10 protein-coding genes are annotated in these 11,382 nt (G+C 68.3%); 8 read left to right on the top strand and 2 right to left on the bottom strand.

What is annotated here, in order from left to right:
* The first annotated feature begins 7 nt into the window (after window positions 1-7).
* The 8 genes from VNN77_13100 (at window position 8) to VNN77_13065 (ending at window position 9,689) form a co-directional block, all read left to right on the top strand.
* The gene (locus tag VNN77_13100) at window positions 8-1,006 is read left to right on the top strand and encodes a hypothetical protein (protein HXG52326.1); all 999 of its coding nucleotides are present in this window, start codon (window positions 8-10) and stop codon (window positions 1,004-1,006) included.
* A 142-nt stretch (window positions 1,007-1,148) separates the two neighbouring features.
* Window positions 1,149-2,129 carry an ABC transporter substrate-binding protein gene (locus VNN77_13095; GenBank protein HXG52325.1) on the top strand — a complete coding sequence of 327 codons (981 nt, stop codon included), beginning with the start codon at window positions 1,149-1,151 and terminating at the stop codon, window positions 2,127-2,129.
* Window positions 2,130-2,226: 97 nt separating this feature from the next.
* Complete coding sequence (locus tag VNN77_13090) at window positions 2,227-3,243, top strand: LLM class flavin-dependent oxidoreductase (GenBank protein ID HXG52324.1); 1,017 nt, start codon at window positions 2,227-2,229, stop codon at window positions 3,241-3,243.
* 92 nt (window positions 3,244-3,335) lie between these two features.
* Entirely contained in the window at window positions 3,336-5,405 is a 2,070-nt protein-coding gene (locus VNN77_13085; GenBank protein ID HXG52323.1) for a hydantoinase/oxoprolinase family protein, read from the top strand.
* Window positions 5,395-7,128 (top strand): hydantoinase B/oxoprolinase family protein, encoded by a 1,734-nt coding sequence (locus tag VNN77_13080; GenBank protein ID HXG52322.1) that lies wholly within the window; start codon window positions 5,395-5,397, stop codon window positions 7,126-7,128. The genes VNN77_13085 and VNN77_13080 overlap by 11 nt, the downstream gene beginning before the upstream one ends.
* 132 nt (window positions 7,129-7,260) lie before the next feature.
* A complete protein-coding gene (locus tag VNN77_13075) occupies window positions 7,261-8,028 on the top strand; it encodes an SDR family oxidoreductase (protein HXG52321.1) in 768 nt (255 codons plus the stop codon).
* A 13-nt stretch (window positions 8,029-8,041) separates the two neighbouring features.
* Window positions 8,042-8,683, top strand: coding sequence for a bifunctional 4-hydroxy-2-oxoglutarate aldolase/2-dehydro-3-deoxy-phosphogluconate aldolase (locus VNN77_13070; GenBank protein ID HXG52320.1), 642 nt, complete (start codon window positions 8,042-8,044; stop codon window positions 8,681-8,683).
* 16 nt (window positions 8,684-8,699) lie between these two features.
* On the top strand, window positions 8,700-9,689 hold the full coding sequence (locus VNN77_13065; GenBank protein ID HXG52319.1) for an ABC transporter substrate-binding protein: 990 nt from the start codon (window positions 8,700-8,702) through the stop codon (window positions 9,687-9,689).
* A 15-nt stretch (window positions 9,690-9,704) separates the two neighbouring features.
* Here VNN77_13065 and VNN77_13060 read toward each other — a convergent pair whose 3' ends face one another.
* Together VNN77_13060 and VNN77_13055 are read right to left on the bottom strand one after the other, a co-directional pair.
* Window positions 9,705-10,493: an MBL fold metallo-hydrolase gene (locus VNN77_13060; protein HXG52318.1), complete on the bottom strand. Its 789-nt coding sequence runs from the start codon at window positions 10,491-10,493 to the stop codon at window positions 9,705-9,707.
* Window positions 10,493-11,248, bottom strand: a complete 756-nt coding sequence (locus VNN77_13055; protein ID HXG52317.1) for an ABC transporter ATP-binding protein — start codon at window positions 11,246-11,248, stop codon at window positions 10,493-10,495. The genes VNN77_13060 and VNN77_13055 overlap by 1 nt, the downstream gene beginning before the upstream one ends.
* Window positions 11,249-11,382 lie beyond the last annotated feature (134 nt).

The following is an 11,382-nucleotide window of genomic DNA, read 5'->3' as shown; positions in this document are numbered from 1 at the left end:
GGGCCGCGTGAGCCGCCTTTTCGGGTCGTCTTTCCGCTCGAAGGCCGCCGGGCGAGGACTCGGCTGCCTGGGGGCCGCTCTGTGGCTTGCGTCGTGCGCAGCCCTGGATCTTTCCCCTGAACGATACGCCGGCCTGCGCGGGACGGTGCGCATGGCGGAGGAGGTCAAAACTTTCGCGCGGAGTATCGGCATCGTGCCGACGGATGCGCTGCGCCGCGCCGCCGACGACGCCGACGCGCCTTCGATCGTCTGGTTCTGGCTGCAGCGCGCCGGAACGATCGCGGTCCGGCGGCCGGTCGACGTTCGCCTGGCGATCGCGCTTTCCGGGCCGCCGCAGGCTCGCCGGCTCGAGCAGGTCTACCGCGTTGACCGTTACAGCGTCTACTACCGGCAGGGGAACGAGTTCGCCGACGCCCGCTCGCGCGCGACGTCGGCCTTCGCGCGCGAGGGCCTGCTCCGGCGCGTGGTGGTCGTGTTGCACGAGGACCTTCACGGTGACGCCAACTTCGACCTCCCGTGGGAGATCGAGGAGGCGGTCGTTACGCCACTGGCGGCGCTTGCAGCGGTGGAGTTCTTCCGCAGCCTCGGAGACGAAGTAAACGCCCGGCGGGCGGTGGCGGCGGTGGAGGAAGACAGGCGGCTGTCGCGGGAGCTGAACCTGCTCGCGGCTGAGGTCGTGCGCGGGGTGCAGGAGGACGACCCGGAGCGGGTCAAGACGCGGCTGCTCGGACTGGTCGAGGCGCTTCCGGTCTACCGGGTACGCTTCTGGCGCGAGCTGCGGGACCAGCACGCCGAAACCGCCGTCGAGGCGAAGCTCAGCCACGACCTCGCGTACTATCTTTACTACGACCGCATCGCCGGGCTGTACCGCGAAACGGAGAGCTTGAAAGAGCTGATCGCAGGCTTGAAAGAGCTGCCGCGCGACGCGGGCTACGAGCAGCTCGAGCGCCATCTCGACGCCCTCGCCGCGGCGTATCGCGCCCGCGCCGCCCGACGGGCGGGCTGAGGGCGGCACAACCGACCGTTTGACACCGTGCGCGGGCGGGTGTGTAGTACTCCTTTACGGAAAAACGGACGGGCGACCGAAGACCGGGACGAGAGGAAGCCCGGAACCGGGAACCAGAAAACTGTCAAGGAGGCTCCGGCGTATGGCGAAAAGAGCGTGCACGCTCCTGCTCCTCGTAGCTATGCTCTCGGTACCGGGAAGGCCGGCGGCGGAGACGTTGGCGATCGGCTACACGGCGATCACCGGCATCAAGGCCGGGTTGTGGGTCGCTGAAGAAGGCGGCATTCTCGCCAAGCACGGGATCGATCCGCGGCTGATCCTGATCACTTCCGGATCGAAGATGGTTCAGGCGATGCTCGGGGGCGATCTCCCGCTCGCCGCGGCGGCGGGCAACGCGGCGGTCGACGCCGCGCTGGCGGGAGCGGACGTGGTGATGATCGGAGCGCTGGCGAAGGTGCCGGCTTTCTACATCATGGCGCTGCCGGAGATCAAGAGCATCGAGGACCTGCGCGGCAAGGCGGTCGGGGTGACCCGCTTCGGCTCGTCGACCGACTTCACGATCCGCTACGTGCTGCACCGGCACGGCCTCGATCCGAACCGGGACGTGACGCTGATCCAGATGGGAGACCTCTTCGCGGCCGCCGCGGCTCTGAAGACGCGGGCGATCGTCGCGGCGCCTTTCTCCAGTCCGGCGAATCTGCGGGCACAGGAGGCGGGCGCGCGCGTGCTGCTGAACATGGGCAAGGCCGGCATCTACTTCCCGCACGACGCCTGGATGGCGCGCCGCTCCTTCATCCAGGCCAACGAGGACCTGATCCGCCGTTTCATGAAAGCCTACTCGGAAGGAGTGGCGCGGCTGTTCTCCGATCCCGAGCTGAGCCGGAGGGCGATCCGCCGTTTCGCCCGCGCCACCGATCCGAAGGTGGTCGACGCGGTCTATCAGTATGCGCTGGATTACGTCGAGCGCATCCCCTACAACACCCGCGAAGGCGTGCAGGAGGTGCTGAATCAGATCGCGCCGCGCAACCCGAGGGCGAAGAGCGCGAAGCCGGAGAGCTTCTACGACGACCGGTTCGTCAAGGAGCTGGAGGCTTCGGGCTTCTACAAGCAGCTTTACCGATGAGCCGCTCCGTCCGCCGGCCCGGCCGCCCGCCGCGGTTTGACGCTGCCCGGTCGCTCGGCTAAGCTTCGAGCTATCGTCCGTCGAGAAGGAGAAGCGAATGGCCAGAGTCGGATACGCGCTGGGTTACGGAAAGTTCACCGACGTGCGGGAAATGGCCGACGTCATGCGGCAGGCGGAAGAGCGCGGCTTCGAGATGGCCTTCTTCTCGGAGACCATCGAGCTCATGCGGGACTCGGTGACGTCGCTGGCGGCGATCGGCCTGGCCACGCGCAGGCTCAAGCTCGGCTCCACGCAAATCGTCCGGCTGCGCGGGCCGGTCGTCATGGCGCAGTCCCTGGCGACGCTCGACGAGCTGACCGGCGGGCGGATGACGCTCGCGCCCGGCGCCTGCACGCGGAGCCACGCCCTGGTGCACGCGTTGCCGACGGACGTCGGCGCCACGCCGCCCGAGGTGCTCCGGGAGTACATCGAGTCGATCCGGCTCCTGCTGACCGGGGAAAAGGTCTCCTACCACGGCAAGTACGTGAGGTTCGACAACGTCGGTCTCGGCTGGAAGCCGGTCCGGGCGAGCATCCCGCTGTACGTTCCGGCGACCGCCGCCGTGGGGTTGCGGCTGGCGGGAGAGATCGGCGACGGCGTGGTGCTCAACGCCGTCTGCTCGCCGGAGTACACCGTCAACGCGCTGAAGATCGTCCGCGAGGCCGCCGAGCGGGCCGGACGCGACTTCTCGCGTTTCGAGGTGGCGCAGATCATCAACTGCTCGGTCGAGGACGACCACAAGAAGGCGCTCGACGCTGTGCGGTGGGAAGTGGCGACCAAGCTCGACCCCGTCCAGATCAAGTTCATCGCCGGCCCGAAGATGCGCGTGGGCGAGCCTTACATCCGCAAGGAGGACATTCCGCTCTTCGAAAAGGCCTACGCCGCGGGCGGCATGGAGGCCCTGATCAAGGCGGTTCCCGATTCCTACGTGGAAGGGATGACCGCGAGCGGAACGCCCGACGAGGTCAAGAAGCGGGTTCAGGAGTATCGCGACGCCGGCGTCAAGCTCCCGCTGCTGCGGCCGGCCGCGGCGCATCAGACACAACGCGTCATGGATCTGTTCGCCCAGTCGTGAAAATCCCTTCCGCCCCGCGTCCGGAGCATTCGGTAGCGCGCGTCCGGCCTCCGGGGAAGTGATATCGCATATCGCGCAGCGGGAAAGCGATCATGTTTCGTGTCGGCATCGACATCGGCGGTACTTTCACCGATATGCTGCTCGTCGGCGAGGACGGGCGGGCGGTCATCGGAAAGACGCTCACCACCCCCGGTGACCCGAGCCTGGCCGTGGAAAACGTGCTCGGGCCGGCGCTGGCCGAGGGCCGCGACGGGAAGCGAGGGGTCCTGATCCACGGCACCACGCTGGTCACCAATGCGCTGATCGAGCGCAAGGGGGCGCGCACCGCGCTGCTCACCACCCGCGGCTTCCGCGACGCGGTCGAGATCGGGCGGGAGCACCGCTACGAGCTCTACGACCTCAACCTCGAGCTGCCCAGGCCCCTGGTGCCGCGCCACCTGCGCTTCGACGTCCCCGAGCGGGTGGCCGCCGACGGGTCGGTGCTGCGACCTCTCGACGAGGAGTTCGTGCGGCGGCTCGTCGCCGAGTTGCGCGACCGGGGCGTGCGGGCGATCGCGGTCTCCTATCTGAACAGCTTTCGCAACCCGGCGCACGAGCGCCGCACGGCCGAGATCATCGCGGAAGTGGCGCCCGAGATCCGCGTCTCGCTCAGCTCCGAGGTGGTCGCCGAGATCCGCGAGTTCCAGCGCTCGAGCACCACCCTCGCCAACGTCTACGTCCAGGAACGGGTCTCCTCCTATCTCGCCGAGCTGCAGCGGCGCCTCGATCGCATCGGCTTTGGGGGGAGTTTCTTCGTGATGCTGTCGAGCGGCGGGATCGCCACCCGCGAGACCGCGGCGCGCTTTCCCGTTCGCCTTCTCGAGTCGGGCCCGGCCGCGGGGGCGCTGGCGGCGGCCCGGGCGGGCGCGCGCTGCGGCCATCGCGATCTGCTGTCCTTCGACATGGGAGGCACGACCGCCAAGCTCTGCGCCATCGCGGGCGGGCGACCGCTGAAGGCTCACGAGTTCGAGGTCGACCGCGTCTACCGCTTCCGCAAGGGGAGCGGCCTGCCCATCCGCATTCCCGTAATCGACATGATCGAGATCGGCGCCGGCGGCGGCAGCATCGCCCGCGTCGACTCTCTGGGCCTGTTGAAGGTCGGGCCGGAAAGCGCCGGCGCCGATCCGGGACCGGTTTGCTACGGCCGGGGAGGAACCGAGCCGACGGTGACGGACGCCGATCTGATTCTGGGTTATCTCGACGCCGGTTACTTCCTCGGCGGCAGGATGGCGCTCGACCACGAAGGCGCCCGCGCCGCCCTCGCGCGCCTCGGCGCCGCCCTGGGGAAAAGCGCCGAGGAAACCGCCTGGGGCATCCATCAGATCGTCAACGAGAACATGGCCAACGCCGCGCGCGCGCACCTCGGCGAGCGCGGCAAGGATCCGCGCCGCATGCCGCTCTACGCTTTCGGCGGGGCCGGGCCGGTGCACGGCTATCGCGTCGCCGAGATTCTTCGCCTCCCCGCGTTGATCTCGCCGTTCGGCGCCGGCGTCGGCTCGACGTTCGGCCTGCTTTCCGCACCGCTGGCCTTCGACTTCGTGCGCAGCGCCTACAGCCGCCTCGACAACCAGGATTGGGCGCTGGCGAACCGGTTGCTCGACGAGATGGCCGAGGAGGGCAGAGCGGTGCTGGAAAGCTCGGGACTCGCGCCCGGGGAGATCTCTTATCAGCGGACCGCCGATATGCGTTACGTGGGCCAGGGGCACGAGGTCTCGGTGCCGCTTCCGGGCGGGCGGCTCGGCGCGGGCCATGTCCCGGAGATCGCCGCGGCGTTCGAGACCGCCTACCGGGCGCTCTACGGCAGGCGCGGCCCGGACGTTCCCCTTGAGATCATCAACTGGCGCGTGGTCGCAACCGGCCCGGTGCCGGAGGCCGAGATCGAGCTCCCGCGCGGCGGATCGGCCGCGGGCGCCCGCAAGGGCTCGCGGCGCGCCTATTTCCCCGAGCGCGGCGGTTTCGTCGAGACGCCGGTCTTCGACCGATACGCGCTTTCGCCCGGCGCCGTCCTGGAAGGGCCGGCGATCGTCGAGGAGCGGGAGTCGACGCTGATCATCGGCGCACGCGGCCACGCGGTCGTGGATCGACACCTCAACATTATCGTCGAGTTCAGAAATGGGAGCTAAAGCGATAGATCCGATCACGCTGGAGGTCATCTGGAGCCGGCTGCTGTCGGTCGCGAACGAGCAGCAGGACGCCTTGATCCGCACCGCCTTCAGCACGATCGTGCGCGAGAGCCAGGACCTCGCCTGCGGTCTGTTCGACATGCGCGGGCGGATGATCGCGCAGTCGATCAGCGGCACTCCCGGCCACATCAACGCGATGGCCACGTCGATGAAGCATTTCCTGGCCGCCTTTCCGCCCGAGAAGCTGGCGCCCGGCGACGTGCTGATCACCAACGATCCCTGGATGACCGCCGGCCAGATCAACGACATCACGATCACGACGCCGATCTTCAAGGACGGCCGGCCGGTGGCGTTGTTCGCCAATACCTGCCACAGCGCCGACATCGGCGGACGGATTCTGTCGGCCGAAGCGCGCGAGGTCTACGAGGAAGGGCTGCGCCTGCCGATCATGAAGCTCTTCGACCGCGGCGCGCCCAACGAGATCCTCATGCAGATCGTGCGCGCCAACGTGCGGCAACCCGACGAGGTGATCGGCGACTTCTACGCCCAGACCGCCTGCAACGACGCCGGGGGGCGGGCGCTGCTCGAGATGATGGACGAGTTCGGGCTCGAAAGCATCGATCCGATCGCCGACGAGATCGTGCGCCGCTCGGAAGAGGCGGTGCGGCGCGAGATCCGCAAGCTGCCGCGCGGTCGCTGGACGAGCGAGACCTGGAGCGACGGTTTCGAGGAGCCGATCCTCATCCGCTGCGCCGTGACCGTCGGCGACGGCGAGATCGCGATCGATTTCGCGGGCTCCTCGCCGCAGAGCTCGCGCGGCATCAACGTGGTTTTCAACTACACCCACGCATACGCGAGCTTCGCGATCAAGGCGGCGATCTGCCCGGAGGTGCCGCACAACGAGGGAAGCTTCAGGCCGGTGCGCGTCAGCGCGCCTCCGGGAAGCATTCTCAACGCGCTCGAGCCGGCGCCGGTGGCGAGCCGCCAGGTGATCGGCCACTTCCTGCCGAGCGCGATTTTCGCCGCCCTTTCGGGAGCCCTCCCGGGCCGACTGATGGCGCCGGGGGCGGACCCGATCTGGTTGAGCGTGTGGCGCGGCGATAACCCGCCTTTCACGCTGACCGTCTTCCAGGTAGGGGGCACCGGCGCGCGGCCGTCCAAGGACGGTCTGAGCGCGGTCGGATTTCCGAGCGGGGTGGCGGGCGTGCCCGCGGAAGTGATCGAGAGCCTTTCCCCCGTGGTGCTGGAGAAGCGCGAGCTGCGCCGCGATTCGGGCGGGCCGGGAAAATGGCGCGGCGGGCTCGGCCAGTGCACCGAGTTCGCGCGGCGCGGGCGGGGGCGCTGGAGCGTAAGCTCGATCGCCGACCGGACGAAGTACCCGGCGCCCGGCCTGCTCGGGGGCAAGGAGGGGGCGCCGGGAGAGGTTTTTCTGCACGACGGCACGCGGTTGCATCCCAAGGCGATGGTCGATCTCAAGAACGACGACGTCGTTCATCTGAACCTGCCCGGCGGCGGGGGCTTCGGCGACCCGCTCGAGCGCGAGCCGGCCAGGGTGCTCTGGGACGTGATCGAAGGGTACGTCTCGCCGGAGCAGGCGCGGGAAGCGTACGGCGTGGCGATCCGCTATCGCGGCGATCCCGCCGCGCTCGTGCGGCTACCGGAGGACTGGACGATCGACGAGGAGGAAACCGCCGCGCTGCGGCGGCGAGAGGCGCGGAAATAAAGAGCGTTCGAAGTTCCAGGTTGGCAGGTCCCGTTTTTCGTGTCGATCGACAGAACCTTCGGCCTTTCCGACTGCTGAACCGCGCGGCGGCACATTGAAGACGGGCGGCCTTGGCCGCCCCTGGAGCGGATCATGAAACTCGACGGCAGGGTGGCTCTCGTGACCGGGGGCGCGGGTGGTATCGGCGGAGCGGTCGTGCGCATGCTCTGCGCGGCGGGAATCGCCGGCGTGGCGATCCATTACCGGAAGTCCGCCAGGGAAGCCGTGGACCTCGCCGCCCGGATGGAGCGGGACGGCGTGAAATCGCTGGCGGTACAGGCGGACCTCAAGCGCGACGACGAAGTGAGACGGATGGTCGATCGGGTGCGCGATCATTTCGGCCGGCTCGACGTCCTGGTCAACAACGCGGGGCTCACGCATTGGGTGGCGCTCTCCGATCTCGACGGGCTTACTGACGAGATCTGGGACGAGATCCTCGACGTGAACGTCAAGGGAGCGTTTCGCGCCACGCGCGCCGCCGCGCCGCTCCTGGCGGAGGCCGAAGGAATGGTCGTCAACGTCTCGTCCATCTCCGGAATCCTTGCCCCGCCGACGATCTCCTCGCTCGCCTACGGTACGGCGAAGGCGGCCCTGATCTACCTCACGCGGGGACTGGCGGTGGCGCTGGCGCCGCGCGTCCGCGTCAACTGCGTCGCACCGGCCTTCACGGACACGCCCTGGATGAGCGGACATTTCGGCGCGGAGTACCGCGAGGTCGTGGCCAAGGCGGCAAACGCCTACCCGCTCCGGCGCATCGCCAGCCCGGACGACGTCGCCGCAGCGATCCTGGGATTGATCACGGGCGGAGACTTCGTCACGGGACAGACTCTGATCGTGGACGGAGGGCTGAGCCTCAGCTAGGAGTTTTTGCGTGATGGAACGAGGGGAGATCGTGCGCGAGATGGAACGCCGGCGTCTGGTCGCGGTGGTGCGCTCCCGGACCTCCGAGGACGCGCTCGCCATCGCCCGGGCCGTGGCGGAAAGCGGAGTGAAGTTCATCGAGATCACTTCCAGCGTCCCCGGAGCGCTGGACATCATCAGGACACTGGCGCGCCAGGGCCAGCTTCGCGTGGGGGCCGGAACCGTGCTCACCAAGGAGCAGGCGCGCCAGGCTCTCGAGGCGGGGGCTGAGTTCATCGTCGCCCCGACCCTCGAGCTGGAGCTGGTCCCGGTCTGCCACGAAGCGGGCGCCGCCTGCATCCCCGGCGCGGCCACGCCGACCGAGGCCCTCGCGGCGCACCGGGCGGGAGCGGACCTCGTGAAGATCTTCCCGGCGGACTGCGTCGGCGGACCGCTCTTCCTTCGCCAGATGGCCGGCCCGTTCCCGGAGATGCGCTTCATGGTCTCCGGCGGGGTCGGCCTCGACAACGTCAAGGACTACGTCCAGGCCGGAGCGACCGGGATCTGCCTCGGCAGCGCCTATCTCGCCGCCACGCTGGCCCAGAAGAGGCACGGCGGGCTCGTGAACGAGCTGCAGCATTTCGTGAAGCTCGTCGACGAAGCGCAGCGTTCGTGACGTCGGGAGCGGCGCCATGAAAAGGATCCTGCTGACCCTCGCCTGCGAAGACTACGACCGCACGCGGCCCCTGCGGGAAGGCGCGGTCAAACCCGAAGGGATCGACCTCAACTACCTGGTGATGCCGGTCGAGGAGATCTTCTGGCGCATGATGAAATACGAGGAGTTCGACGCGTCGGAGCTCTCGCTCGGCGCGCTGCTGATCGCCGCGGGACGCGGCCGGCGGCCTTTCGTGGCGATCCCGGTTTTCCCCTCCAGGACGTTTCGCCACCGTTGCATTTTCGTGAACGCCGAGCGCGGGATCACGCGTCCCGAGGACCTGCGCGGCAAGCGTGTCGGCGTACCGGAGTACAGCATGACCGCCGCCGTGTGGCTGCGCGGCCTGCTCCAGCACGAGTACGGCGTCGCGCCGGAGGAGATCTTCTGGGTCCAGGCGGGCGAAGAGCATCCGGGCCGCAAGGATCGGGTCGATTTCGAGCTGCCTCCGCGCATCCGGATCGAAAGCATTCCGGACCGCACGCTCAACGACATGATCGAAACGGGCGAGATCGACGCCATGATGTCGCCGCGCATGCCGAGCTGCTTCGTCGCCGGCTCCCCGAAGGTACGCCGGCTGTTTCCCGACTACAAGCGAGCGGAGATGGACTACTACCGGCGCACCGGCTTGTTCCCGTTGATGCACGTCGTCGTCGTTCGCCGGGCCGTCTACGAGGCTTTTCCCTGGGTGGCGCAAGCGCTCTACAAGGCGTTTTGCGAGGCGAAGGATCGGTGCATGCGCGAGCTCTACGATACCAACGTGCTGCGCGTGAGCCTGCCGTGGACGGCGGCGGAATACGAGGAGATCCGCGACCTGATGGGGGAGGATTACTGGCCCTACGGCCTCGAGCCCAACCGCCGGAATCTCGAAACCCTCAACGGCTATCTGCACGAGCAAGGGCTTGTCGCGGCGCCGCTCGTTCTCGACGAGCTGTTCGCCCGAGAGACCCTGGAGGCTTTCAAGATCTGACGGCCGGCCGCCGTCTCAACGGTCTTCCCTCCCGGCCCAGGGGCTGAGCACGACGATTTCGGTGCGGGCGGGGAGAGCGCTCTTGCTCACGGGAAAGCTGTGGGTTCCAAGGCGCCGGTGGGGCAGCCCCTCCAGGAACATGCCCAGCAGCGCCATGTCTTCGCGGTAGTGCATCGGAATGGCGATCTTGGGTTTCAGCTGATCGAGCACCTCCCGCGCCGTCGCCGGCGGCATCGTGAAGGTGCCGCCGATCGGAATCATGGCCACGTCCACCTTCCCCAGGGCCTTGAGCTGGCTCGGCGCGAGCTTGTGGCTGAGGTCGCCCAGATGAGCGATGCAGAGGAGGCCCAGGTCGAAAACGAAGGCGGCGCCCTTGAGTGCGTTGCCGAACTGCTGCTGGTAGATCGGCAGCGAGTAGATCAGCACGTCCCCCACCGTCGTGCTGATCTTGTTCCATTCCGCGCCGTAGTCGACCAGGCCCCGAAGAATCACCGGATTGCCCTGCACCAGCTGGACATAATTGTGGTTGGGGTGCTCGCGGCCGATCGTGACCACGTGGGGCCTCAGCGCCGGAGTCGGGTGCATCCCGGGGGCCAGCGGGTCGGTGACGATCCGGGTGCCCCGCTTGCTCGTGATCTGGAAGAAGTTGTGGCCGAAGTACTCGATCAGCGCGTCGGGGCTCGCGGCATGAGCCTGCCGTGGAAATCCGCCGGCGACGTCCGGGTCGCGGCAGGAGGCCCCGGCCGCGGTGGCTGCGGCGCCGAGCGCAGCGAGGAGCAGCGACGCCGCGAGCCCGGGACGCATCAGGCTCCTTCGAGGACCGGCCGCTTCCTGAGGCGCTCCGCTTCGAAGAAGTCGGCGACATACTGGGTGTCAGGCCGGCGCAGCAGGTTCTCCGGCGTGTCGACCTGCTCGAACCGGCCCAGCCGCATGACCGCGATGCGGTCCGCCAGCGCGATCCCGTCGGCCAGATTGTGGGTGACGTAGACGGTCGTGAGCCGGTGCTCGCGGTGAAACCTGACGATCTCGGCGCGCATCTTGAGCCGGTTGGGCGGATCGATGTTGCTCAGGGGCTCGTCCATGAGCAGGATGCGCGGCGACGTCGCCATGGCGCGCCCCAGGGCGACGCGCTGCTGCTCGCCGCCGGAAAGCTCCGGCGGCTTTCTCAGGAAGAACGACCGGTCGATGCCGAGCTTCTCGGCCAGGGGGCGGAGGAACCCGGCGATCCGCTCGGCCGGCCATTTCCGGACCTTGAGGGGCAGCGTCAGGTTGGTGTAGCGCTTCTCGTCGAAGACTTTCATGTGCGGCCAGAGCGCGTAGCTCTGGAAGATCATCTGGACACCGCGCCGCCCGACTGGAACATCGTTCACCGGCACGCCGCCGATGAAGATCGTGCCGGCATCGGGCTGCTCCAGACCCGCGATCAGCCGCAGCGTCGTCGTCTTGCCGCAGCCGCTCTCGCCGACGACCACGAGCAGCTCGCCGGCGCGGACGTCCAGGTTCGCTCCGTCGACCGCGGTGACGGAGCCGTACCGTTTCGTCAGGCCGCGCAGCGACACGGAAACCACGGCTCTATGTTAGTCAACGACGGGACCAAAGACAACCGCGCGCGGCGCCCGGGGCCTGTTGATTGCGGCGGCGGTTCAGCGCTAGGCTGAGGGCGCCGGATACCACGGATTCCTGGGCCGGAGGA

The organism is Candidatus Zixiibacteriota bacterium (genome assembly GCA_035574315.1).
GTDB lineage: Bacteria > Desulfobacterota > Binatia > UBA9968 > UBA9968 > DATLYW01.
The sequence above is the reverse complement of the archived record's forward strand: the minus strand, read 5'-3'. Positions and strand labels throughout refer to the sequence as shown.